This window comes from Saccharopolyspora taberi (assembly GCF_039534165.1).
Classification (GTDB): domain Bacteria; phylum Actinomycetota; class Actinomycetes; order Mycobacteriales; family Pseudonocardiaceae; genus Saccharopolyspora_D; species Saccharopolyspora_D taberi.
Window position 1 is genome coordinate 20,557 of the sequence record NZ_BAAAUX010000015.1, and the last position, 22,913, is coordinate 43,469.

At 70.6% G+C, this 22,913-nt stretch carries 25 protein-coding genes and 1 pseudogene; 14 read left to right on the forward strand and 12 right to left on the reverse strand.

Features of this window, described 5'->3' with window-relative positions; genetic code table 11:
- The first annotated feature begins 3 nt into the window (after positions 1-3).
- Both ABD691_RS18555 and ABD691_RS18560 read left to right on the forward strand, forming a co-directional pair.
- A complete protein-coding gene (locus ABD691_RS18555) occupies positions 4-537 on the forward strand; it encodes a DUF6624 domain-containing protein (RefSeq protein WP_344681401.1) in 534 nt (177 codons plus the stop codon).
- Positions 538-582: 45 nt separating this feature from the next.
- A complete protein-coding gene (locus ABD691_RS18560; protein WP_344681403.1) occupies positions 583-2,049 on the forward strand; it encodes a hypothetical protein in 1,467 nt (488 codons plus the stop codon).
- Between the two features lie 100 nt (positions 2,050-2,149).
- On the opposite strand, the gene ABD691_RS18565 is transcribed toward ABD691_RS18560, so the two are convergent.
- From ABD691_RS18565 to ABD691_RS18585, 5 genes are all read right to left on the reverse strand, one after another.
- A complete protein-coding gene (locus ABD691_RS18565) occupies positions 2,150-3,433 on the reverse strand; it encodes a hypothetical protein (RefSeq protein ID WP_344681405.1) in 1,284 nt (427 codons plus the stop codon).
- Positions 3,434-3,540: 107 nt separating this feature from the next.
- Positions 3,541-4,131 (reverse strand): bifunctional DNA primase/polymerase, encoded by a 591-nt coding sequence (locus ABD691_RS18570; protein WP_344681407.1) that lies wholly within the window; start codon positions 4,129-4,131, stop codon positions 3,541-3,543.
- 5 nt (positions 4,132-4,136) lie between these two features.
- Positions 4,137-4,541: a hypothetical protein gene (locus tag ABD691_RS18575; protein ID WP_344681409.1), complete on the reverse strand. Its 405-nt coding sequence runs from the start codon at positions 4,539-4,541 to the stop codon at positions 4,137-4,139.
- A 177-nt stretch (positions 4,542-4,718) separates the two neighbouring features.
- Complete coding sequence (locus tag ABD691_RS18580) at positions 4,719-5,003, reverse strand: hypothetical protein (RefSeq protein ID WP_344681411.1); 285 nt, start codon at positions 5,001-5,003, stop codon at positions 4,719-4,721.
- The gene (locus ABD691_RS18585) at positions 5,003-5,218 is read right to left on the reverse strand and encodes a hypothetical protein (RefSeq protein WP_344681413.1); all 216 of its coding nucleotides are present in this window, start codon (positions 5,216-5,218) and stop codon (positions 5,003-5,005) included. The genes ABD691_RS18580 and ABD691_RS18585 overlap by 1 nt, the downstream gene beginning before the upstream one ends.
- Before the next feature lie 114 nt (positions 5,219-5,332).
- On the opposite strand from ABD691_RS18585, the gene ABD691_RS18590 reads away from it, so the two are divergent.
- Both ABD691_RS18590 and ABD691_RS18595 read left to right on the forward strand, forming a co-directional pair.
- A complete protein-coding gene (locus ABD691_RS18590; RefSeq protein ID WP_344681415.1) occupies positions 5,333-6,139 on the forward strand; it encodes a hypothetical protein in 807 nt (268 codons plus the stop codon).
- Positions 6,140-6,227: 88 nt separating this feature from the next.
- Entirely contained in the window at positions 6,228-7,118 is an 891-nt protein-coding gene (locus tag ABD691_RS18595; RefSeq protein ID WP_344681417.1) for a hypothetical protein, read from the forward strand.
- On the opposite strand, the gene ABD691_RS18600 is transcribed toward ABD691_RS18595, so the two are convergent.
- Entirely contained in the window at positions 7,115-7,492 is a 378-nt protein-coding gene (locus tag ABD691_RS18600; protein ID WP_344681419.1) for a hypothetical protein, read from the reverse strand. The genes ABD691_RS18595 and ABD691_RS18600 overlap by 4 nt on opposite strands.
- A gap of 106 nt (positions 7,493-7,598) precedes the next feature.
- Complete coding sequence (locus ABD691_RS18605; protein WP_344681421.1) at positions 7,599-9,182, reverse strand: 3'-5' exonuclease; 1,584 nt, start codon at positions 9,180-9,182, stop codon at positions 7,599-7,601.
- Positions 9,183-9,389: 207 nt separating this feature from the next.
- On the opposite strand from ABD691_RS18605, the gene ABD691_RS18610 reads away from it, so the two are divergent.
- The 4 genes from ABD691_RS18610 (at position 9,390) to ABD691_RS18625 (ending at position 11,748) form a co-directional block, all read left to right on the forward strand.
- Positions 9,390-9,605, forward strand: a complete 216-nt coding sequence (locus ABD691_RS18610) for a hypothetical protein (protein WP_344681423.1) — start codon at positions 9,390-9,392, stop codon at positions 9,603-9,605.
- A 285-nt stretch (positions 9,606-9,890) separates the two neighbouring features.
- Positions 9,891-10,349 carry a hypothetical protein gene (locus ABD691_RS18615; RefSeq protein ID WP_344681425.1) on the forward strand — a complete coding sequence of 153 codons (459 nt, stop codon included), beginning with the start codon at positions 9,891-9,893 and terminating at the stop codon, positions 10,347-10,349.
- Between the two features lie 172 nt (positions 10,350-10,521).
- Positions 10,522-11,013 carry a hypothetical protein gene (locus ABD691_RS18620; protein WP_344681427.1) on the forward strand — a complete coding sequence of 164 codons (492 nt, stop codon included), beginning with the start codon at positions 10,522-10,524 and terminating at the stop codon, positions 11,011-11,013.
- A 111-nt stretch (positions 11,014-11,124) separates the two neighbouring features.
- A complete protein-coding gene (locus ABD691_RS18625) occupies positions 11,125-11,748 on the forward strand; it encodes a hypothetical protein (protein WP_344681429.1) in 624 nt (207 codons plus the stop codon).
- Between the two features lie 31 nt (positions 11,749-11,779).
- On the opposite strand, the gene ABD691_RS18630 is transcribed toward ABD691_RS18625, so the two are convergent.
- The 5 genes from ABD691_RS18630 to ABD691_RS18650 are packed head-to-tail and all read right to left on the reverse strand — an operon-like array spanning position 11,780 to position 15,652.
- Entirely contained in the window at positions 11,780-13,033 is a 1,254-nt protein-coding gene (locus tag ABD691_RS18630) for an amidohydrolase family protein (RefSeq protein WP_344681431.1), read from the reverse strand.
- A complete protein-coding gene (locus tag ABD691_RS18635; RefSeq protein WP_344681433.1) occupies positions 13,030-14,154 on the reverse strand; it encodes a DUF6545 domain-containing protein in 1,125 nt (374 codons plus the stop codon). Before ABD691_RS18635 ends, ABD691_RS18630 begins: the two co-directional genes overlap by 4 nt.
- A complete protein-coding gene (locus ABD691_RS18640; RefSeq protein ID WP_344681435.1) occupies positions 14,154-14,786 on the reverse strand; it encodes a hypothetical protein in 633 nt (210 codons plus the stop codon). The genes ABD691_RS18635 and ABD691_RS18640 overlap by 1 nt, the downstream gene beginning before the upstream one ends.
- 27 nt (positions 14,787-14,813) lie before the next feature.
- A complete protein-coding gene (locus tag ABD691_RS18645; protein ID WP_344681437.1) occupies positions 14,814-15,173 on the reverse strand; it encodes a hypothetical protein in 360 nt (119 codons plus the stop codon).
- A 14-nt stretch (positions 15,174-15,187) separates the two neighbouring features.
- Complete coding sequence (locus ABD691_RS18650) at positions 15,188-15,652, reverse strand: transcriptional regulator (protein ID WP_344681439.1); 465 nt, start codon at positions 15,650-15,652, stop codon at positions 15,188-15,190.
- Positions 15,653-16,432: 780 nt separating this feature from the next.
- Between ABD691_RS18650 and ABD691_RS18655 the strand changes: the two genes are divergently transcribed.
- The 6 genes and pseudogenes from ABD691_RS18655 to ABD691_RS18680 all read left to right on the forward strand — a co-directional run.
- Entirely contained in the window at positions 16,433-17,767 is a 1,335-nt protein-coding gene (locus tag ABD691_RS18655; protein ID WP_344681441.1) for a hypothetical protein, read from the forward strand.
- Positions 17,764-18,063 (forward strand): hypothetical protein, encoded by a 300-nt coding sequence (locus ABD691_RS18660; RefSeq protein ID WP_344681443.1) that lies wholly within the window; start codon positions 17,764-17,766, stop codon positions 18,061-18,063. The genes ABD691_RS18655 and ABD691_RS18660 overlap by 4 nt, the downstream gene beginning before the upstream one ends.
- 3 nt (positions 18,064-18,066) lie before the next feature.
- Entirely contained in the window at positions 18,067-18,882 is an 816-nt protein-coding gene (locus tag ABD691_RS18665) for a hypothetical protein (protein WP_344681445.1), read from the forward strand.
- 1 nt (position 18,883) lies between these two features.
- Complete coding sequence (locus ABD691_RS18670) at positions 18,884-20,326, forward strand: hypothetical protein (protein WP_344681447.1); 1,443 nt, start codon at positions 18,884-18,886, stop codon at positions 20,324-20,326.
- On the forward strand, positions 20,323-21,834 hold the full coding sequence (locus ABD691_RS18675; RefSeq protein ID WP_344681449.1) for an SCO6880 family protein: 1,512 nt from the start codon (positions 20,323-20,325) through the stop codon (positions 21,832-21,834). Before ABD691_RS18670 ends, ABD691_RS18675 begins: the two co-directional genes overlap by 4 nt.
- Positions 21,831-22,913: pseudogene (locus ABD691_RS18680) on the forward strand (ATP-binding protein); the annotation flags it as partial. The gene ABD691_RS18675 and the pseudogene ABD691_RS18680, both read left to right, overlap by 4 nt.

A 22,913-nucleotide genomic window follows, 5' to 3' on the forward strand; every position in this document is an offset into this window, starting at 1 on the left:
ATCGTGGAACACGAGTTTCGTGCCGAGCTGCTGCGGCGCAGCGCGCTCGATCAGCAGGCCCGTGAACACTGGCTCGGTGGAGGCGGGGGCTGGGCGGAGGTCAAACGCATCGACGCCGACAACACTGCGTGGCTCACGGGGATCGTCGCCGAACACGGGTGGCCCGGACAAGCGCTGGTCGGCGTCGACGGTGCGCACGCCGCCTGGCTGCTTGCCCAGCACGCCCCGCCCGAACACCAGGTTCGCTGGCTCGACCTGCTGCGTGAGGCCGTCGCACGCGGCGACGCGCAGGCCCGCGACCTGGCCTACCTGGAAGACCGGGTGCACATCCACCAGGGCACGCCCCAGCGCTACGGCACCCAATGGTTCGGCATCGGCGACAACGCAACACGCCTGTTCCCGCTCGCCGATGCCGGCCGGGTCAACGCCCGGCGAGCGGCCGTCGACCTGCCTCCGATCGACGAGCACGATCTCGACAACGCCTGGCAGCTCGACGAACTGCGTCAGCTACTCCCCGCGCACTGGGGTGACCAGTGATCAATTCGTTCCCCAGTGTCGGCCCGCGCCTCCATCATGGTGATCGTGACGACCCCCGCTGACACCCCGAAACCGCTGTTGCTGTCCGACTGCGCGCGCTTGCTGGGCTGCACGCGGCTTCAGATGTGGTTCCTGCACAAGCTCGGCCGGTTCGCGCCGCCCGCCGGCGAGGAGAACGGCAAGCCGTACTGGCACAAGCCGGAGGTCTACCGGTGGGCGGCAGGAGCCGGGCGCCCGCTGGTGCGGCGTGTGCCGGTGCGGTACTGGCCGGACGCGGCCGAGCCTGCCGACTACCTGGGCACCCGCGAAGTGCCCAATGCCGTCGCCCAGGTGTGGGGCACCGAGACCGGAAGGGTGTGCGTGGTGTGGCCGCTGCCGGAGGTCATGGGCCTGCCCGCCTCGAGGATCGCCGCGCACGTTCCCGAGGCCGACACGCTGATCCGGGTTCAGGGCGACTTCGGCCTGGACGGGCCGGGCCTGGCCACCGCCGAACCAGGCGCCCAGCCGGATTGGACGGATTTCGGCGTCCGCTGGTCAGACCTGGTCCGCGTGCTGGGGCAGCCCGCACCGTACTGGCCGTACATGCTGCGCATCCCGCACCTGATCCAGGCGTGGGAGCCGGGCGCGGACACGGTGGAGTACCCGACGGTGCCCGAGGTCAACACCACGCCGCTGCTGCGGCTGGCCGCGGCGCTGCCGGCCGACAGCCCGGCGCACCAGGTGCTGATGTACCTGGCCCAGATCACCCAGCACCGCTCCCACACCAGCGCGGTGCAGGACCTGGAAATCCTGGACGAGCACGTGGAACGGGCGTCGGTGGACAACCCGGTGGTGATCGCGGCGCGGCCAATGCCGGTTCCCGACGTCGAGGATGAGGGCCTGGAGGAGAGCACCTGGCGGGCCGGGTGGATGGAGATCCTGGGCCGCACCGACCAGCTGGCCGTGGAATGCGTCCACCAGGCCAGCCGTTGGGACGGCGGAGCGGGCTTTCCGTACTCGAAGGTCGAACGGTTCGACCCCGCGGCCACCCCGCACGGCACGGAATGGGCCGCGCGGCTGGAACCCACGGTGCGCACCGCCGCGTTCGAACGCATCGACCCCGACGGCCGCGGCGAGACGCTGATCGACCCGGCCACCGACGCGCCGGCGGTGCGGCGGCCCGACGGGGAGATCACGGCCGCGGTGCCGCAGCGGCTGACCACGATCAGTCCGCTGGCCGAGATCATCCTCGGCGACCCGATCTGGATCCGCGTCGAGGATGGCACGCTGTATCTCGCGCCCAAGCACCACTACTTCGGTCTGTCCTGGGGCTACGGCGGGTCCGGGCCCGGCTCGCTGGCGCTGCTGATCCACCGGTTGCTCGACGACATCACGTCTCCCGCAGCCGATCACGTCAACGGCGCCGCCGAAGGGCTGGAGACGCTGACCCAGCACGACTGGCCCGCCGGCACCGTGCTCACCCGCGTCCAGCTCGAAGCAGCCCGCGACGGGCGGCCCTACGCCGCCGACTGATCGTCGTCGCGCCGCGGCCCGAGCTTCGGTACGCCAGCCTCGCCACGCTCAGCCTCCCCGTACAAGACACTGCTGGAAGGACCCCGTACGGCCCAAGACATCAGCTTTCGCCGCGACGCAGTAGCAGCCGGGTGAGCTGGCCGTGGGAGGCGAGGTCGTGCAGGTACCCGGCGAACCGAGCCACGGCGGCAAGGGCGCGTCCGCCGGGGGAGTCCTCGGCCTCCCACCGGCGCTCTTCCCGGCGCCGGAGGGGCTTGGGGCCTTTCACTGCGGCCCGGTGCGCGGCGACGATGTCGCGGTCGACGCCGTCCAGCCCGGTCTTGGGGCAGGGCAGGTCCGGAGCGAGCCCGCGGTCGTCGAGGTCGACGGGCGTGGTGTCGAGCACCGTTTCGAGATCGTCGCCGTTGCTGGCCGCCGTGACGACCGCGGCTGCCACGGCGGCGTAGCGGGCCACGGCCTGGCGGTAGAGCTCGTGCAGCTGGTCGCGGTGCGCGGCCAGCATGTCCTGTTCGCGCTGGTAGAGGTCGTGGCGCTCCTGGGCCAGAACGGCTGCTTCGGCCCATTCCGGGGTCGGTGCGGCACCGGGTTCCGGGCGTTTCTCAACGGGGGCGAGGGCGTTGCTGACCCTGCGCAGGTGGCCGCCGATGCGGTGACATACGGCGGCGAGCTCGTCCAGGCGCTTATCGACCTGCTTCGGCCAGATCGGGGCGGCCTGCGGATCCGGGTGCGGCGCGTTGATCGCCGGGTACATGCGGGCATAGTCGGCCCAGTGGTCGCGGTAATGCTGGACTCCGGTGTCGCTGACGGTGATCAGGCGCTCCCCGGCCGATCCGCCGATGGTGATCAGGTCACGGCCGGACAGCGCTTCCCACGCCCCCTCCGCCCAGCGGCGCTTCAGCCCGGTCTCACCCGCACGCCACACTTCGGCGAACATCTTCCACAACGTCTCCGACAGCAGCCCTTTGGGACGGCGGCGGGCGGGCGCGGCGTCATCGGCGCCTCCGGCCCTGGCCGCCGCGCGCCCGGCCTTGTTCAGCTTGATCCACAGCAGTGTGGCGCCGAGTCCGATCGGTTCGCCCCGGGTTTGGATCAGGCCCGCCTCGGCGAGGACCTTGATCGTCGAACCCGCGCCCTGGTCCCAGACCTTTTTCCTGTTCAGCGCGTGCTGCAACTGCCCGGACGGGCCGCCGGACGACAGCGGGTTGTCGGTGACGCCGTACTCCAGCCACCGCCACACCGACGCAGGCCGGGAACGCTCGCCTCGGTGCCAGGCGCCCTTGGCAAGCCGCTCGGCTTCCTGATCGGCCTCATAGATCACGACCAGCCAGGTCTTCTGCCGGTCGTTGAGCGCATCCCAGGCCCGCCTGGCAGCGGTCGTGGACATCGTCGGCTACTCCTGTTCATCGTCGGCGAGGCCGGTGACCAGCACCGTCTGATCGCGGCGGTTGACGTAGCAGTGCCGTTCCGGGGCGAACCGGGATGTCGAGGTGGTCACGGAGAATCCGTCTTCCTCGATGGGGTGCGGGGTGCGAGGAGCGCGGCCAGCCAGCCGGGCAGCTGTGCGATCGGCGCGTCGACCTCGATCTCGTAGGCGCGGCCACCGACGACCGAACCGGGGCCGGCGAGGTAGCCGCCGAGCGTGCGGCCCGGGGCCCGGATGTCGATGCCCGGCCCAAGCCGGGACGTGCCGCCCGAGACCGACGGCACGATCAGGCCGGGCGGTACCCGCAGCAGCAGGTGCCGCCCGTCGTTGGGGGTGCGGACCTCCAGCGTCACCGGACGCGGCTGTCCCCAGCGGGCGCACAACGCGGCGAACACCTCGACTCCGTCGATCCCCGCGTTCGCACCGCCGGTGGTGTGCCGGTCGAGATCAATGCCGACGATTCCCGAGGCACGGCAGCCGATCCCGACATTCGCCCCGGCCGGCCAGCTGGCGCGGATCCGTTCGGGGTCGCGGGTGACGGTGTGCTGCCAGCCCTGCCGAGCGACCTTGCTGCCGCTCGGCAGGGGGAACACGGCCAGACCGCGCTCCAGGAGGTCGACGGCCGCGGCCGGGCCCGGTGCGGGCAGGTTCGCACCCATGCTGATCACACACCGCATTCGCAGCTGTAGTGGTTGCTGGGGTCGCCGCCGCACTCGGGACAGGAATTCATCTCATCGTCGTCGCCGGCGAACTCGGCGTGCCGCCAGCCCGAGCAGCGGCCGTTGTTGCAACCGCACCCAGCGGTGCATTCCGGGCAGATCATGGCGACCGTCCAGCCGCAGGTCTCGCACAGCAGCTGATTGGCCGGGTCGTCGAAGACAGCCTCGGCCTCGGCGAAACTCAGCTCATCGGCCTCGGCGAGTTCGATGATGGCCAGCACATCCTCGCGTGCCGCGGTGAAGTTCTGACCGGTGGTCTTCATGCGCTTGCGCGCGGCACGGGTAATCCTGGAATGCGACGGTGTGGACGTCACGATGCTCCTCGTCATTCCCGGCGGGAGATCGCCCACGCCCTGCTCCCGCCGACGAGTCGCGTCAACGGCCATGCTCAGGAAGAACGGCGCTGGGTCCTCGGACTTGCCTTTTCCGATGTGCTCATCCCCTGCGTGGATGGGGCGGCGAGCTCGGATGGGCTGGCGCCATACAGCCAGTTACAAAGCTACATCAGGCCACCGACACGACAGCGATCACCGGATTTCGCCACGGCCCCGCCCTTGTGCACGGTGCGGCTGATGCGGGCGGGGGTTGGCCACCCAGTACCAGGTTTCGTCCTCCTGGCCGGGCAGCCACGTCACGCCTTCGCCGAGCTGGGCGTTGGCCCACTGCTGGGCCGTCGCGGCGGGCAGCTCCCGCTCGGTGCGAGCCACCAGCGTGCCGTCGACGTAGAGGTTCCAGCCGGGCTGCTCGGCCCACGCGCTGCCGTCGCACGGGGCCCAGATGAGCTCGGTGCGGTATTCGCGGACGTCATCCATCACTGATCACCTGCCTGCCCGGCGGTGGGCGTGCTCGAGGCGAGCCGACCGCGCAGGTAGCCCGCGCAGTCGGCGGGCAGCCGCAGCCAGGTCCGGGCGATCTGCCCGTCGCCGGTGTCAACGTAGGCGACCACGACGACATCGCCGTCCGCGCCGCGCTCGGCGCTCATCCGGGTGACCGTGCCGGTCACCTCGACATCGGGAACAGGCTTCATTACGGATCCTCCTGCACTCGGAAACGTTCTCGGGCGGGGTGTTGGTCGGTCACCCCACACAGAGCATATGTCGAATCACTCGACATGTCGAGTGATTCGACATACTGTGTGGATATGGAAGAACCAGCGCACACCGACCCCGAATCCATCCGGCTCGCCGATCTCGCCGCCTTGCGCGGCTGGGCGATCCGGCGCGACCGGATGCCCGCCGACCGGGCCCGGCTGCTGGCGGCCGCGTGGCGTTCCGGAACCCGCAACGTCCGCGAGCTGGCCAGACTGGCCGACGTCTCCCGCGACACCGTCTACGCCGACCTCAAGTCCCACGACATCGACCCGCGCGACCGCACGGGCAGGCCAGGGCCACCGCGCTACGCGCCCCTGTCGCATGAGGAAGTTGCCGAGCTGGCCGATCTCGCCGCCGCGACACTGGGCAAGGCGATGCTCGCCGAGGAACCGGGCCCGGTGGCCGAGGCCGCGTGGCAGGCGCAGATCGCGCTGACCCGTGTCGGCGACCTCCTCGATCCCCAGCAGTCGGGGGAGCGCTACGGGCTCGCCGACGACCTCGCCTACCGCGGCGGCCGGGTTCGCCGGCACGCCCACCAGCTCCTGGCCGCCGAGCACGACGAGGCAGAGCTGGCTCGCCGCACCGAGCAGGACATGATCACGATGTGCGACGTGCAGCCGGTGGTCTTCGGTGCCCAGCTCACGCTCGGGTTGCCCAATGGCGACTCGGTCACCGTGCACCTGAAATCCGCCGGCTCCAAGCACCGCTGGCCGGGATGGATGACCTGGCGCAGCGACAGCCCGCACCTGACCGGGGACGTCGACGGCTTTGCCCACCTTGAAATCACCGCCGCGCTGGCCGCGCTCGCCGACGCGATCACTCCGGCGCTGGAGCCGGAGGCCCTGGAGGAAAGGTGATCGGCGGGAGGCCGCGGTCTCCCGTCGCGGCAGCGCCCGGGTGTGATCAGATGGCCGCTGGGGGTTGGCAGGATCGCGGGAGCACAGCATGAGCGAGCAGGCACCACAGCCGGACTACGCGCAGAAGACGATCGCCGTGATGGACGCGCTGGAGCGCTGGGAGCAGGACCCCGCCGCCGAGCGGGATGTGGCCGAGGCGATCGGTGCGGTGTTCTCCGACGGCGGGATGCTGGTGCTGCTGGGCTGGGCGCAACTGCTGGCCAGCGTCGCCGACGACGGCGAGGAAGCGGAGTTGTTCGACTTCGTCCGCGACGAACAGTCGTTTCGCAGGGATCTCGCCGCCGAACTCGTTGCCGCCGCCGAGCGGGACGGGGCCGTCCAGCACGGCGTGCTGGGCCGGATCCTCGATCTCGACGACCGCCGGTTGTGGGTGCTGACGGTGTACCTGGCGCACGCCGTACGCCGGCATGTGTTCGCCCCCTGCGGCGGGGCGCGTCACTGCCTGGCCGTCGGAGCCGGGTGCGAGGAAGCCGCGGGGCTGGCCGGCCGCCCGGAGCTGGCGCCGGCGGTCGTGCCGTGCGCAGTGACGCTGGCCGCGTGCAGCGCCGGCAGCTATGACACGGCCCGGCGCAGCTCCGGGGTCGGTTTCGCTCGCGCGGGCTTCTCGCCGATGGTGACCTTGCTGTGGCTGGTGGCGCAGGGTGCTGCCCGTGGCACGGCGCGGGCCTACGTCGCCGACGAGCACGGTGTGCCTGACCGGGCGATCGGCGTCGATCCGGGTGCCGATTCCCAGCAGCGGGTTCATGCGCTGGTCCTGCGGCTGCTGCGCACACCGGTCCAGGAGGCCAAGACCAGCGGTGTGTTCGAGGAGGTCGGCGCGCTCGACTGGGACGACAAGATGACGGTGCTGTGGAGCCTGTCGACGGCCGTGGGCTCACTGTTCACCCGCGCCCTTCACCAACGTCCGGCGGACGGTTAGACGCCGAGCGAGCCCTGCCCGCGCTCCCAGGGGTCGAGTTCATCCGGTGCGCGTTTGCTGAGGATGCTCGCCGGAACCAGCTCGGTCAGCTCCAGGTTCAGCGTGCCGTTGCGGTTGCCGGCGACGAACTGGACCAGGCCCCAGAAGGACCCGCCCGTGTTGAGCAGGTGCCAGCTGTGCAGCAGCCCTGGTTCGCACGCTCCGGCGTCGATGCCGTAGGCCCGCAGCCACAACGGGACCTCACGCATCGTCGGCGGCCGGGGCAAGAAGAGTCGATCACAGCGCACCCACACCGGCATCGGCTCGGGCAGCACCCGGTGCGCCCGGACGAAGTAGTCGGCGGGAGGGTCCTGATTGCGCGATCGGTCGAACATATGTTCTTATCATGGCCGATCGGGAGGCGCGGGGGAAGCGCGTCACCTGGTCATTCGGGGTGGGTCCCGGCACACACCCGAGCCGGGGCCGCCCGCCACACCGGCCTTACCGGTGTGGCGGAGTGGTGAGGTTGCGCAGCACGTCCAGGGCGGACAGGCAGTCGCCGCGGGCGCGGTGCCCGCCGCCGAGTGCGACCCAGCGTCGGATGCCCAACCAATCCGAGCGGGTGTTCATGATGCAGCCCCAGGAATCGCCGCGGCCGAGGTGCGCGGGGTCGAGATCGTATCGGCGGCAGTCCGAACGGATCACCTGCGAGTCGTAGTCGCTGTTGTAGGCCAGCACGACCCGCCCCGCGGTGGCCTCCAGCAGGCGGGGCAGCACCTCCGGCCATGTCGGGGCGTCGGCGACTTCGTCGTCGGTGATGCCGTGGATCCACTGTGCCTCGGGGCTGATCGGTGTACCCGGCCGCACGAGCGTGTCGAGCAGGGTTTCGCCGGTGTGCGCGTCCACCACCGCGATCTCGCAGATCGCGCCGAACAGATCGCACGTCTCGGTGTCGAGCACGACGGCGACGCCGGGCTCCAGCATCGCCCGCGCCCAGCGCACGGCCGCGCCCTGATCGGTATCGAGCACGAGGTCGTCGCGGTAGCGGCGAACGGCCGGGTCGGCGTCGATCGCGGCGAGCACCTGCTGCTTAGTGGGTTCGCGATCCGCGTTGTGGTCCCAGTCCAGGTGCCAGCGATCCGGGCCGTTGCGATACCAGGCCCAAACCTCCACTCCCCAGGTCTGGCCGAGTTCGGCGACGAACGACCGGATCACGGCCGCGCGGGTGGTGGGACGGCGGGCCAGTTCGCGCAGCGGGGACGGCCGACCCGGCAGGGTGGCGCGGACTTGTTCGAGGTCGACGGCCGGGTGCTCGCGGAGCTCGTCGACCTCGCGGGTGCGAAACATCGGCACCTTGACCGTCTTGTACCGGCCGGTGGGCATCACATTGATCTCGCGGTGAGCGATCAGCCCGGCGGCGACCAGGTAGTCCCAGTCCACACGGCGGATCTTCAGGCGGGTGGCGGCCTGGTCGGGGCCGATGAGCCGGTCGGCGTCCAGGCGGGCGTTCAGCGACTCGTCGGCGGCGAGCTCGGTGATCACGCCACGGTGGTAACGGCCGAACCAGCCCGTTTCGAGCTGGCGTTCGGCGACGACCTGCACGAACTCGCTGTGGCGCCATCCGAGCTCACGGGCCGCAGCCCAGCCATCGAGGCTGTCCTGCATCCACTGCGCGCGAGCGGCGACGGCATCGCCGACCACCTCGGCGTCCAGGGCGTCGAGGTGGCGGATGTCGTAGACCGGCCAGCCCTCGAACTCGTCAACCGCGGCCAGCACACCGCGATCGACGAGGACGTCGATGTCGGCGGGCAGCACCTCGTGGCCGGTGCGCTGCGCAAGCCAGGCTGCGCTCTTGTTCGCACCTATCGGCCGGCGGTCGCCGAACGCCTCGACGATCTCGGCGACCTTGCCCGCGGCGGCCTCGGCCGCCGCGGTGGACCAGCGGCCCTCGCGGTCGGCGGCGGGCAGCAAACCGCGTTCGAGTGCTTTCCGGAACTGCCAGTCCTGAAGACCGAGATGACGGGCGAGTTGGATCGGGCCGAAGTCGCGTGGTGCTGCTGTCGTCGTACTGCTGCGGCCACCCACGTCCGGGATCTCCCTTCCTGCGGCGGAGATCCCTGAGCCTGCCGGGCCCCACCGACAACCAGGTCGGGGCCGGCCGTGACCGGCACCGTGGATTCATCCCATTGGCGCATCCGGCCGGGCCTGGCCGCGGTGTCAGTTCACCCGTGGTGGGTGTGGCCAGTGCATATGCCGACGCGGGTGTGGGCTTGTCGATGCTCCGGCTCGCCGGTGGCCGACGCGCTGGCCGCCGCCGGGCGCGCGTTCGTCAAGCCGCTGCACTACGACGGGGGCGAGGTGTTCCCCGACTTCGTGCTCGTCGAGGGTGTGCGGGGCCGGGAAACCTACGAAGCCCGCAAGCGCGCCAAGCAGGCCCTCTACCGCGACTCCGGCCGGAGCTTGCTGGAGTGGGACGTTCGCGATCCGCTTCCCTCCCTCGCCCGCTGACCGGCGTTCGCCGTCGTGCAATCGAGGGCCGGTCCCCGGCTCGCCCTGACCGGCTACCGGATGCTGCGCGGGCGTACATCCTCGTTCTCAACACCCGATCGTGTCGGGCCTGGTGTCGTAGGACCGGGAAGGCGGGCCGGCCTTCTACGGTGCAGGGTCATGGACACAGTCGGGCTTCCTGACCCAGACTCGCCTGACCCGGACTCGCCTGACCAGGCCGACCGCACGATGCAGCGCCTGGAGCTGACGACCACGTTAGACGAATGGTTTCCGCGGTGGCGCAGCATGGTGGGCGAATGCCAGCGCGAGGGCGTGCCGCTGGGATGGGTCGCGGACGGGCCCGGACCGGCAGGAACGATGCTGGCCGAGATCGGTGACGACGGCCGGGGCCCGGATCCGGCGTCGCTGACCTGGGACGCCCGGCAGCTGTATCTGCTCCTGCGCCTTACGGAAGCACCGGAGTACTGGATGCGGGCCACACCTGTCTACGGGGCCCGGATCGGCTATCACGTCGACGCGGTGCTGCACGCCCGCGAAACCGAGCCGGACCACGGCGTCCGGCGATGGCAGGTACTCACCGCCGCCGGCGAGCCGGTGCTGCTGGCCGACGACCCCGCCGTCGGCCACGGGCGGCCGTGGCTGCTGCGTTCCGATGCCAGCTACGACGTGGAATACGACGTCGAAGGCTGGCGGGTATACGGCCACGACGTCCCGGAAGGCATCGTCGCCCTGCCCGAGCCGTAACCACAAGCTGAGCTAGCCGCCGAACGGTCGCTGGAATTGCAGCAATCCTACAAGGAACTGGTCGATCTCAGAGACGCAAGCCGGCTGCCCATCGCACGAGAGGACGACAGACGGTCCTGACCACGGACTAGACTTCGGGCACCGCAGCGAGCCGTGTGGACGGGAGTGTGGTGTGCCCAACGACGTCGGCGCCAATTTGCCCGGCGACCGTGTGCTGATGTCGCTCAAGCCCGAGTACTACGAGCTGATGTGGGAGGGGCTGAAGACCCACGAGTTCCGCCGCCGATACCTCAAGGGCCAACCGACCACCTGGTATGTGTACCTGACCGCGCCGGTCTCGAAACTGACCGCAGTGATCAACCTGGACGAGGCCGTGGTCGGCTCTCCACGATCGCTCGCCGATATTGCCGAGCGTGCTAACCCCGGTAGCGGCAAGTCGGTCTACGCCTACCTCGAAGACGTCGAACTGGCCCACGCGATGCCGATCCGCATGATCCGCGAGTACCCCGGCTTCACCGCCGACCAGCTGGCGGTGATGCTGGATGGATTCCAGGCGCCGCAGGGCTACACGCTCATCGACAAGCACGCGGACTGGGCGGGCACGTGCGACCGGCTCACCCAGGCGCCTGTCGTCCGCGAACTCGTCATCCAGCATCCTGTCTGACCATCCCGACCCGCAGTACCACGCCCTTGATTCGCGCCGACATGGCGGGGACACATGGCGCCCCCGGCGATCGGCCAGACGCCTAGACGCACTGTCCTCACAGGAGCACTCGTGAACGCCGACGATCGCGTGGCACTGCTGGACCTGGAAAACCTCGGCGCCGCACGGCTTCGCCCCCGCCCGCTCCGAGCACGGCTGGAAGCGTTGCTTGCCGTCGCCGGCGACATCCACCACGCAGCCGCTGCCTACGCCCTATCCGACGGCCACGACACCGACCCGGTCGCCTCAGTGCTGGCCGAGCTGCGGATCGCACCACTGCGGGTACCGCCCGGCCCGGACGCGGCCGAGCTGGCGCTTCTCGCGCACGCCCGCCACGTCCATAGCGAAGGCGGCCGGACCTTCCTCGTCGGCAGTGCGGACGGGCGCTTCTACGAACTCGTTGCTCTCGGCAGGGTGGAACTGCTGGTCTGGGACGGGCAGCCGGTAGCCACCAAGCTCGCCGAGGCCGTCCACCACATCCACCGCCTGACCCGCCCCAGCCCCGGGATCCCTTCCGACGAACCGGCCGGTCCCGCGCACTCCGAACTCACCGCCGCCTCACCAATCCAAGCGTCGGAATCCCCTACACCGCGTTGCGGACTCGCCGCGCGGCTGCTCACCGCGATAGCCACCGGTGCCGGGATCGCACTCGGTCACCGCGTCCTCGACACACTGCTGCCCCGCAAACGCCGTTGACTCCTCCTACCGCGACATCCCCCGGTGCGGTTCAGCGCCATTGGCCGGCCTGCATGACCGCCTGGACCCGGCGCACGGCACTGAGGTCGTCGCGTGGGTTGCCGTCGACGACGAGGATGTCGGCGGCCAGACCGTCGGTGAGCATTCCGGTGATGCCGGCGAGACCGAGTGCGCGGGCGGCGCCGGTGGTGGCGTATTCGAGGACCACATCGCGCGGTACTCCGGCCCATTCGTAGAGCTCCAGGGCGGAGGCCAGGTCGTTGAACTGGGAGTTGGCGGTGCCAGCCCGGCTGCCGGGAAGCTGCTGCACGCCCGCCTCCCAGAACAAACGGAGCTTGCCGTAGAAGATCTCACGCGCCCGCTCGGCTCCCATGTTCGCGGCGATGCGCCGCCAGTTCAGGCTGGCCGTGGTGCACACGGCGATGCCGCGCTCGGCCATCTCGCGGACGACCTTGTCGTCGTAGTCGATCTGGTGCGGGCCGCTGACGAAGGTGGCGTGCTCGATCACATTGACGCCGGCCGCGACGGAATCGGCGATGGCCTGCGCGGCGTGGGCGTGGGCTGTCACCGGCAGGCCCGCCTCGGTGGCCGCGGCGACGACGGTCTCGATCTCCTCGCGGCTGAACTGGGATTCGTAGGGTGCGGGCCCTTCGCCGGGGCTGAGGTGACCGCCGGAGGCGATCATGCTGATGAAGTCCACTCCCTGCTCGGCGCGCTGGTGGACGGCCTCGGCCAGGGCGCCGTCGACGACGCCGCCGAGGAACGCACCATCCCCGGCGGGGATGGTCAGGGGAGCACCCGCGGTCAGCAGGCGCGGCAGGCGACCGGTAGCAGCATCGGCCTCACGCAGCCGGGCTACGAGGCCGCGGCCGGTGACCTGCGCGTACCGGCCGCCGCCGTCGCCGGCATAGGCGACCTGGCGGGAGCTGTCGCCGACATCGCGCAAGGTGGTGATCCCGGCCCGCTGGGCGGCGGCGGCGCGGGTGTGCATGTCCTCCAGCAGCAGGTCGTCGTCGCGCTGCCCAAACCGGTCGATGATCTCGCCCTGGTCAGCGCCGGCGTCGAGGACGAGGTGGGCGTGGCCGTCGATCAGGCCGGGCATGATCGTGCCGCCGGGGAAGCGGCGGAGTTCGGCGTCGGGGGCCTGCTGGGTGAGTTCGTCGGCCGGGCCGACCGCGGCGATGATGCCGTCGCGGACGAGCACACCTCCGTCGGCGATGACCTGGTCGGCCGGTCCGGGTAGGACTCGGTCGGCGGTGAGGAGGAGGTCGGTGGTGTCGGTCATCCCTGCTTGCCTTTCTGCTCGTCGTCAGGCACGTCGAGCTGTTTGCCCACGGCTTTCGACAGCCGCACGAGCTGGCGTGCGTCGTTGCTGATCACATCGGTGAGGGTGTCGGTGTCCTCGGGGCGCTGGCCGGTGACCAGCGCGGGGTAGTACTCGCGGCTCAAGGCGGCGAGCTCGGCGCCGAACCCGGTCTCCGGCGGAGAGCCGGTCAGCCGGGCAAGGCCGTCGGCGCACTCGGTGATCCGCCGGCGCGCCTGGAACCGGCGCATGTCAGCCGATCCGAGGCCGCGCTGCGGTCCTACCGTAAGCACTAGTTCCGGGTACACCGCGCGGACGGCATTCCACAAGGGGGCCAGTTGCCGGTGCAGCCACCAGGCACGGACCCAGACCACCATCGCCTGGATGCGGCCGAGCAGGACGGGTACCAGGATGCCGGCCACCAGGCCGATGGCACCGAGGGTGTCCGAGCGGGCGATGTAGTTATGCGTGTCGGGCACGACGTAGCCGAACAGGGACAGCAGCGCGGCGGCGCTGTCGATGAGGGTGCTGGCCGCCAGGATCAGCGACCCGGCGGCCACGAGCACCAGGCCGATGCGGGTCATCAGCGTGGTGCGGCGCAGCCAGCGGATCGCCCAGACACCGGTCTCGCCGAACACCCAGGTCATGTACAACCGGCCGGTGAGCGCGAAGATCCCCGCGGGCAGGGAGATGTCGGGGCGGTTGTACATCTCCATCGGATCGCCGGTGGAAAACGCCCAGATCGTGCACGCGCCGAACACCGCGATGGCCACCGCCGCCACGGCCAGTGGGCCGCGCAGGCGGCGCCGGATGGCGGCGGCGTCGGTGTAGCCCTCGATGTAGAGCCTGAACAGCACCAACCCGATCAGGCTGGCCACGATCATGATGTTGGTCAGCAGCACGACCAGCCGCGGGTCGGCGCCTTCCCACAGGCCGCCGGGCTTGGCGCCGCGGCGGATGATGCTGGAGATGAGGTTGGCGGTGACGACCAGGATCAACGCCCACGTGCCGGCGGTCACCGAACGCCGGTACCAGCGGTAGAGCAGCCACGCGGCGAGCAGGGCCACGATCAGGCCCACCCGCAGGATTCCCCCCGGTTCCATCAGATGTCCCCCAACGTCCGTCGAAGTCGCTGGTCAGTAGGCGAGACCGGGTAGACCGATCTGTCCGTGAGCCAGGACAGCATGATGGTGCCCATCGTCTCCGCTTCCCACTCCGCGACGTCGTCATATAGGGAGCCGGCAACCTCGTCCGGGTGAACCGAAGGGGCGGTACTGCCGGCCTCCTGCGCGGAGGAGCGCAGCTCGTCGAGCAGGCCCGGCCGGGCCTGCTCGAGTTCGTCGCTGACGGGTGTGGCTCCGTTCTCGCCGGTGCCCAGCACGAGGTGCAGCATCGATTCCGGCAGCATGTTCAGGTCGTCGCGGACGTCCTCGACCTTGGGTTCGATCTTCTTCCTAGGATGCTCGGCGAGGATGTGCGCGAGCTCGTGCAGCACGATCACCAGCTGGTGGCTGGCGGCGGTGTTGCGCTGGTAGACGATGACTTCGCCGGTGGTGTCCGTGCCGGTGGCGCCGAAGGCGCTATCGACCGGGAGATCAGCCGGGGCCAAGGTGATCGGTCGCCCGTGGACGCGGGCGACCGCTTCCACAAGCGTCCGCAACGGCACGGGTGGGCGGACGTCGAGCTGCGCAAGAAGATTGCGGCAGCGGCGGTGCATCGCGTCGTAGTCAGTCATGGCCCCCCGTGACTGTGAGTGGGTAATTCACTTCAACAGTAACGCGGCGTAGAGGGCCAGATAGTCCTGCGCGGAGGCCGTCACATGCCGGCAGGGGCCGATGATCTGCACGTTCCGGGCTCGCAGCGCCGCGGCCAGCACGAGGACCGCGTCCACGAGCGCGGTGGTGCGGGAGTCGGAGAAGTACTCCAGCGGCACCTCGAGCGCCAGGGCCAGTGCCCGCTGCTCGGCGGGGGAGGGCAGCACGGTGCCGGTAGCGAGCCCGGCCAGCCACTCCGGTGTGGCCTCGGCGAGACCGTGGTCACGGACGCGGTCAACGACGTCCTCGGCGGGCCGTTCGCGGTAGAGCAGCAGGAACGACAGCCTCTCCGCGAACGCCCGTGGCACGCCGCTTCCCCCGGTCACTGCTGGTCGTCGTCACCGGGCTTGCCGGGGCCCTCACCACGGGCGGGCATCGTGTTGACCACCTGCAACAACCACTGTTGAGTCGCGGGATCCAGCGACGCGGCCCTGGTGGCGATCCCCTCCACCGCGGCGTTGCGCAGCAGCGCGAGCTTGTGCAGCTGCTCGTGCATCTGCTCGGTCTTTTCGTCCTCGGTCAGCAGGTAGCCGGGATCGATCTCGAAGAACCGCGCGATGGCGCGCAGCTGCTGCGCCCCCGGGTTCATGCGCTCGGCGCGGCGCAGGTAGCGCAAATAGTTCGCGCTGATCGTCGGCCCCTGGTCCTTGGTCTTGAGCAAGTACTCCTCGACTTCGTTGTTCGAGTAGGGCCCTCGTTCCGGCGGATGCACCGCCTCGAACAACCGGTTGATCTTCTCGGCGAGCCTTTCTGCGGCCTGCCGTTCGTACTCGTAGTCCTCGCTCAACGTCCTCACCCCCGACACTGATGTGCGTTTGATCAGCATGAACTGCGCATGTCCGTGTTGACATCGGCCAAACGGACGAGCACCATTCACTAGTGTGCGCCAATCATAACGAGCAGGCGCACAGCAGTTATCACAACACGCGCCCATCGTGCGGAGCGCAAGGGCCACTCGGGGAGTTGGTCTTGCTCCATTCGAGGAGCGCAGTCAGGCGGGGCTGGTGACCGCGCCTGGCAACAAGTGGCCGGCGAGGGGGCCGGGCCACGGGGCTGGCTGTGGGGGTCAGTCGTCAATCAAGAGGGAAGTCGGCTGTGGGGGTCGGCTTCTGATCAAGGGGAGCCGGTCCTTGTGCCGGTCCGAAATACAGCGTGGGAGCCGATCTCTTCACGCAGGAGGTGCCATATGAACCAACCGCGCACACAACGCTGCGCATGACGTAGGTGCCCGGCGACCTCGGGTCGCACAGCAGGCACCCGCCACACATCTCATACGGGCAGTCCGCGGTGGAAGCGGCGCTCTGTCGCCTTGTCTTCGCCCCGGTACGCATTCCCTTCGGTGACCCCGGCACCCGATCGCCGGGCGCGCATTCCGTGATCGTCGCAGCTCAGCAGCCCTTCGGGTGCTGAGCGGGGGAAACGCGTCTCCGAACACCCGGCCTGCCTTGCCGCTCATCGCGCGTCCCATCGCGCCTCGGACCGGTGCACGCACCCCGAGGCCGTGGATCAACGCGCCTTCGTAACCGGCCCGGCCCGCCGCACAAGGGCCGGGAAAGGAGACGAAATCATGGTCGCTTCAGGGCAAGACCCATTGGGGCGCAACGGTTTCCACCACGCCACGGTCTCGCTGTCTCCGGAGGGCATCACCGGCCGTGACACGCTGCGGACCTCCCTACCCGGCGGGCCGTCAGCGGTGACGACCGCCCTCACGCATTCCGACCACGGCGAAACGCCTTCTGATCCACCGGCGGCGGGCACCACACCGCCGTCGCTTCCGGAGCCGGAGCGCACGGCCACCACCACCCAGTGGCCGTGCGCTCCCTCCCCGGCCGACACCACAGACACCCGGTCTGAGCCCACGTTCGCCGGCCAGCCCAGTTCGGTTCCCGCCGAACCCGCTGGCCTTGAGGAACGCGACCGGCAACTCGCCCGTGCGGCGTGCCAGGCGTGGGCGGAGCTGCCCACGCCGGACGTGGTCGCCGCGGTGGAAGCCGGGCAGCTGGCCGCGGCCGCCGAGACCGCCGCCGGTTCCGGTGACGAGGCGGGCCTGCGCACCGCCTCGAAGACCGGGCAGGCGGCCGCGGCCGTGCAGCGGCAGGGCCTGGCGCCCATCAGCGCCGCGCCCGCGGACTGGGCGGGCTTCGGCGACGTGATCCCGGTGCTGTCGGCCTCGCCCGGCGCGGGGGCGTCCCTGGTCGCCACGGTGCTGGCCGACGCGATGCAGATCGCCGGACTCCGGGTGCTGCTGGTCGACACCGCCGATCCCGCCCGCTCCGGCCTGGCCGCGGCGGCCCGCACCGAAGGCCCGGTGCTGGCCGGTCCGCACCCGTCGGTGCGCATCCGGGTGTCCTGGCGGGCCCAGGCACTGCTGGCGCGGGTGGAGACCGACCTGCCGGTGATCACACCGGGCATGGTGCCGCCGCCGCGGTTCTTCAGACCCTCCACCCAGTCGGTGCAGGCCACCGTGGTCGACCTCGGCCATGACGCGTGGCGGATCGGCGCGCATCCGCTGGCCGGGGCCGGGGCCTGGCTGCGCACCGGTACTCCGCCGCCGCGGCCGGTGCTGGTCTGCCGGGCCACCCGGCCGAGCGTGCTGCACGCCGAACAGGTGCTGGCCCGCCTGGACGCCTGGAGCGGTACCGGGGCCACGACCCCACCGGCCCAGCTGGTGGTCGTCGGCGCCAAGCGCTGGCCCGCAGGGGTGCCCGGCGGTGCCGGACGTCGTGTGTCGGCCCTGCTGGGCGACGCGCTGTTCCTGCCGCACGACCCGGACCTCGCCACCACCGGGATCACCGCCGAGGTCACCCCGAAGCGGCTGCGCGAGGCCATCACCCCACTCCTGCGCCGCTGGGAGCTGCTGCCCCAGCCGGCATCCCGCCGCACGAAGGGAACCGGCAAATGATCCAGCACATCACGGACACCGTTCTGCCTGTCCTGGCCCAGATTCCCAATCCCGGACCGGTGCAGCCGCCCGGCGCCGAGAAGGTTCTGGAAGCGGTCGGCAACGTGAAGTGGGGCGCGGGAATCGCGCTGCTCGTTGGCTTCTTTATCGGCCTCCTGGTCTGGGCCGGTGGCCGGTGGGTCGACCACCACCGCGCCGGCAAGGTCGGCGTGATCATGATGCTCTGCGCCCTCGGCGGCGGCATCTTGTACGGGGTCGGCTACCAGCTGATCAACCACTTCGCGTCGGGGGCCTGAGTCATGGCCCCGCCCTTCACCGAACAGCAGCAGCGCCGGCGCCGTGCCGGGCTGGCCCTGTCGATGATCGCGCTGGCAGTGCTGGCGGTCCTCGCGTTGGCCGGGGCGCTGGTGGTCTCGCACTACATCACTAGCGCGCCCGCACCGGCTCCGGCCCCACCCCGTCCGGGGCCGGCACCGGATACCGGTGGCTGGGATCTGGCCGCCGAGCACGCGCTGGCCACGGCCCCGATGGTCGCTCTGCCGCCGCAGTCCGCCCAGCCGCAGCCGATGACCACCGAGCGGGCCGGGGATCCGATCGTGGTCCCGCCTGCCGGGCAGACGGCCGGGCGGTGGGTCGCCGGTGGGTTCCCTTCCACCCCGGAAGGCGCCCTGGGGCAGCTCAAGGTCCTCGACGAGGCCGCGATGCGCGGCGGGGATCCCGCCACCTATGCCCTGGGGTACCGGACGCTGGCGTTGCCCGGCGCTCCGCAGCCCGAGAACACCGGGCTGTATTCGCTGCTGCGTTCCATGCGCAGCAGCGCCGGGCTCAACCCGACCGGGCCGCTGCCGGACCTGACGGTGACCTACCAGGTCACGCACGGGCAGATCAAAGGCGTTGTCGACGACGGCCGCTACGTCGTGGCCTGCGTGCTTGGTCAGCTCTCGGTCGATTACCAGGGCCAGACCCTGACCGCCGGCGTCGGCGATTGCCAGGCCCTGCGGCACGTCGGCGGCGACTGGCGGATCTCTCCCGGCCCGCTGGCGGCTCCGGCCCCGTGTGCCTGGCCCGGCAGCGCGGATGCGGTCCATGCCGGCTACCGGGATCTGAGGAGCTGACATGCCCATACCCGTTTTTCCCATCGACCCCATCGGCTCCATCGGCGACTCCTTCGGCTCCATCGGCGACGCCCTAGGCAGCAAGCTCAAGGAACTCGTCGTCAGCGCCTTCGAGTCCGCGATGCAGGCGCTATGGGACGGCAGCCTGTGGATCCTGCGGGAGGCGTTCAAGCTCGCCGACCAGTTCTCGGTGTTCACAGTGGACACACGCGAAGGCCCGATCGCCGTGCTGTGGCCGATGATGCTGTGGATCTCCGGGGTGCTCGCGCTCGGCTTGTTCTTCTGGCAGATGACCATGACCTCGCTTCGCGGGGGCCGTGGGTTCATGCGGTTGGTCGGCGGTCCGGTGCAGTACGGCATCGCCCTGGCGATCACGGTCGGCATGGTGGCCGGGTTTCTCACCGCGGCCGACGGGCTCACCAACGGCATCCTCGAATACGGCCTCCAGTCGGCCAACTTCCAGGACGCTCTGACCCACACCACCTTCGCCGACGGCGCGGTCGACGGGGTCAAGGCCGTCGTGCTCGGGATCTGCGCGTTCATCGGCGTCATCCCCGCGGGCATCGGCTACGTGCTGGAGATGTTGTTCCGTGAAGCCGCGATCTACGTGCTCGTGGCCACGATCCCGATCACCGCGGCCGGGCTGCTGGCCAACGTCACCAAGTCCTGGTTCTGGAAAGCGGTGCGCTGGATCTTGGCGTGCATCGCGATGAAGCCCGTGCTGGCGCTGACGCTGGTGCTGGGTGTGGCTATCGCCGGCGGTTCGAAGGGCCTGTCCGGGCTGCTGGCCGGGGTCGGAGTCCTGATCATCTCGATCCTCGTCCCGTTCGTGCTATTCCGGCTGTTTGCCTTCGTCGACCCGAACTCCGACGCCGGCGCGGCATTCCGCGACGCGCTGTCGTCGGCCGGGATCGACTCCTACGGCGCGAACAACCCGGCCATGCAGGCCGCCGGCGCAGGTGCCGGCGGCGGGGGCGGGGGCGGCGGTGACGCGCAGGAGTCGGCCAACACCGGCCGGTTCGACGAGGCGATGGCCGACTACGCCAACGACGAGATGGACACCCACGGCGTCGGCAGCGGTTCCGGTGGCGGTTCCGGCGGAGGTGGGGGCCAGAGCTCGAATGCCTCGTCCGCACCGGATTCCGGCGATGAGGACGACTCCGACGGCGGTTCCGGCTCGGCGCCTGCGGCCAACAGCGGCCAGGTGACCGCCTCCGACGGCATCGGCCCCCAGGGCGTCGGCAGCGACGGCGGCGCAAGCGGCAACGCAGGTGGCGGCGGCGATCACGAACCGCCACCCCCTGAACCCCCAGACCACGGCGGCCACGGCCCCGACGACGACGGCGGCGGTCCCCACGGCGGCGGGGGCGGAGGCCCCAAGAGCAGCGGTGGCGGCGGTGGCGCTGCCTCCAGCGAAGCAGCAGAAGCGGCGGTGATCGTGTGAGTACCAGCAATATCCGGATATATCGTGGCCTGGCCCGGCGCGAGCACGCGGGCTGGATCATGGGGCTGACCCCGTGGCAGGCCCTGATCTGCATCGGACTGGCCGTGCCGGTGCTGTGGACGGTCTCGGCCGGGCAGTTCTTCGACGCCCTGATCCTGGCCACCCTCTGCGGTTTCGTTGCCTGCCTGGTGGTCGTGCCGGTGCGCGGGCGGCCCGCGTTCCGCTGGCTGGGGCACTTGGTGCTCTACCAGATCGGTGTCGTGACCGGCTGGTCGCGCTGGCAGTCCAAGGCCGCTTCCGGCGCCCCGGTCGACCCCGACGAGCCGGACCTGCCTGGCGTGCTTCAGCGCGTGTCGTTTCCGGACGGTCCGGTGTTCAAGGACCGCGGCCGGGTGTGCCTGATCCACGACACCGGCGACGGCCGGTGGGGCGCGGCCGCGCGGCTGACCCACACCGGCGTCTGGATGCTCTCCGGCGAGCAGTGCGAACGCCTGGCCTCCCGGCTCGGCAACCTGCTGCTGTCGATCGGGCACCGCGACGTGATCGACCGCATGTCGCTGCTGGTGCGCACCGTTCCCGATGACGGCACCGAGTACGAGGTGTGGCGCTCGCAGCACGAAGTGCCCGACGCGCCACCGCTGGCCCGCCGCGCGGCCAACGAACTCGACCGCACTATCGGCAGCGTCAGCGTGCGCCACGAGGTGTTCGTGACGATCAGCGGCTCCGAGGACGCGCTGCGGAAACCGGCGGCCGCGGCCGGCGGGGGAGTCGAAGGACGCGCGCGGGTGCTCTACCGGGTGCTCGACGGGCTCGAAGACCCGCTCAAGGCCCTCGGCACCGACAGCGTGGAGTGGCTGTCGGGGTCCGGGCTTGCCGAGGCCATCCGCACCGGCTTCAACCCCGCCTCCAGCGCGGTGTTGCGGGCCGGGCATCTCACCGGCGACGAGCAGCAGGGGCTGCCCAAGGCCGCCGCCGGGCCGACCCAGACGCCGTCACCGGCGTGGCGGCGTTACGACCACGACGCCTACTCCAGCGTGAGCTACAGCGTGCTCATGCCGGAAGCGGGCACCGTATTCGGCTCGCTCTCCCCGCTGCTGGCAGTCAAAACCGCCGGTGAACGCCGGTGCCTGGCGATTCACTACGAGGTCATGGACGCCCGCCGGGCGTCGCGGGCGGTGCAGTCTTACCGGTTCCGCGCCGGCGTGCTGCGGGATTACAAGGCGTCCAAGGGCTTTTCGGCCTCCGCGTCGGATGAGCGCGAGGCCAGCGGCGCCAAGGCGCAGGAAAAAGCCGTGGCCGCAGGCCATTCCATCGTGCGCTACGCCGCCGCGGCAGCGGTGACGGTGCCCGCGAGCTGGAACGTCGAGGACCACGCTGCCCGGCTGGAGAACGACGCGGCCGGCCGGTTCCGGCTGCTCCGGCTCGATCTCGCTCAGGATTCCGCGTTCGTCGCCGCCTGCCTGCCGGTCGGCGTCGGCCTGCCGCAGGCAAGGGGTGGTCTGCTGTGACCCGCACGAACACCACCGAACGCAGTGCCGCGCGGCTACTGTCGGACTTCGGAACGCCCCCGCCGAGCAGACCGCGGCCGCAGAAGCAGCGCACCGCCGCCAAGGAACGGATCAACCGGCCGCGTGCCCCGCGTCGCGGCCGGGCCCAGGCCGGCCAGGGCTGGGCCCCGGTCGAGGCGCCGCTGGCGGTCTACCAGGCCGCGACCCACGAGATCGGCGGGTTGTTCCCGCTGCTGGCCGCCAACGGCATTCCCGCCGTCGGCGCCCGCATCGGCTACGACACGTTGAGCGGAGGAGCGTTCTACGCCCATCCGATCGAGTGGGTGCTGCGCGGGCTGGCGACCAACCCCAACATGGTCATCTTCGGCGAGCCCGGACGCGGCAAGAGCTCCACCGTCGTCGCGTTCTTGCTGCGCATGATGCTCTTCGGCGTCCGTACCTTGATCTCCGGAGACGTCAAGGGCGAGTACTCGCCGCTGCTGCGGGCGCTGGATATCAACCCGATCGCCCTGGGCCGCGGCAGTAGCGCCCGGCTCAACGCCCTGGACCTGGGACCGTTGGCCAGCCGGTGGGACTCCTGGTCGGTCGACCGGCAGCGCGACGAGCTCGACGGCGTGCTCGGCCGGTGGGTCAAGCTCCTCACGGCATTGGCCGAAGCACAGGGCTACACCCCGACGGTCACCGATGAGGCGGTGCTCTCGCAGGTGCTGCGGCGCCTGGTCGGCGCCGCCGACGGCTACACCCACCTGCGGCCGGTCACGATCCCCGACGTCCAGCGCGAGCTGGCCGATCCCGATCCGGCCTTGTGGGCCGACACGCGTTTCGCCGATCGGCGGCAGTTCCTCGACACGCTGCGGCCGATCACCGACGCCTTGGCCAACCTCATCTCCGGGCCGTTGGCCGGGTTGTTCGACGAGCCCACGAACTTCGAGCTCGACTGGAACGCCCCGATCCAAAGCATGGATCTGTCCCTGCTGCGCAGCCGCGGGGACCAGGCCGTGGCCGTGGCGCTGACCTGCCTGGGCTCCTGGTCGTCGATGATCACCGACCTCCAGGACGACGGCGAGATCCGCATCGTC

What these genes read in the sequence shown, in the direction of transcription:
- ABD691_RS18565 (WP_344681405.1), bottom strand. Translation starts at nt 3,433, where the DNA reads ATGTCCACGACCGCTGCCAGGCGGGCCTGGGATGCGCTCAACGACCGG.
- ABD691_RS18570 (WP_344681407.1), bottom strand. Translation starts at nt 4,131, where the DNA reads ATGGGTGCGAACCTGCCCGCACCGGGCCCGGCCGCGGCCGTCGACCTC.
- ABD691_RS18580 (WP_344681411.1), bottom strand. Translation starts at nt 5,003, where the DNA reads ATGGATGACGTCCGCGAATACCGCACCGAGCTCATCTGGGCCCCGTGC.
- ABD691_RS18585 (WP_344681413.1), bottom strand. Translation starts at nt 5,218, where the DNA reads ATGAAGCCTGTTCCCGATGTCGAGGTGACCGGCACGGTCACCCGGATG.
- ABD691_RS18590 (WP_344681415.1), top strand. Translation starts at nt 5,333, where the DNA reads ATGGAAGAACCAGCGCACACCGACCCCGAATCCATCCGGCTCGCCGAT.
- ABD691_RS18595 (WP_344681417.1), top strand. Translation starts at nt 6,228, where the DNA reads ATGAGCGAGCAGGCACCACAGCCGGACTACGCGCAGAAGACGATCGCC.
- ABD691_RS18600 (WP_344681419.1), bottom strand. Translation starts at nt 7,492, where the DNA reads ATGTTCGACCGATCGCGCAATCAGGACCCTCCCGCCGACTACTTCGTC.
- ABD691_RS18615 (WP_344681425.1), top strand. Translation starts at nt 9,891, where the DNA reads ATGGTGGGCGAATGCCAGCGCGAGGGCGTGCCGCTGGGATGGGTCGCG.
- ABD691_RS18630 (WP_344681431.1), bottom strand. Translation starts at nt 13,033, where the DNA reads ATGACCGACACCACCGACCTCCTCCTCACCGCCGACCGAGTCCTACCC.
- ABD691_RS18635 (WP_344681433.1), bottom strand. Translation starts at nt 14,154, where the DNA reads ATGGAACCGGGGGGAATCCTGCGGGTGGGCCTGATCGTGGCCCTGCTC.
- ABD691_RS18640 (WP_344681435.1), bottom strand. Translation starts at nt 14,786, where the DNA reads ATGACTGACTACGACGCGATGCACCGCCGCTGCCGCAATCTTCTTGCG.
- ABD691_RS18655 (WP_344681441.1), top strand. Translation starts at nt 16,433, where the DNA reads ATGGTCGCTTCAGGGCAAGACCCATTGGGGCGCAACGGTTTCCACCAC.
- ABD691_RS18660 (WP_344681443.1), top strand. Translation starts at nt 17,764, where the DNA reads ATGATCCAGCACATCACGGACACCGTTCTGCCTGTCCTGGCCCAGATT.
- ABD691_RS18665 (WP_344681445.1), top strand. Translation starts at nt 18,067, where the DNA reads ATGGCCCCGCCCTTCACCGAACAGCAGCAGCGCCGGCGCCGTGCCGGG.
- ABD691_RS18670 (WP_344681447.1), top strand. Translation starts at nt 18,884, where the DNA reads ATGCCCATACCCGTTTTTCCCATCGACCCCATCGGCTCCATCGGCGAC.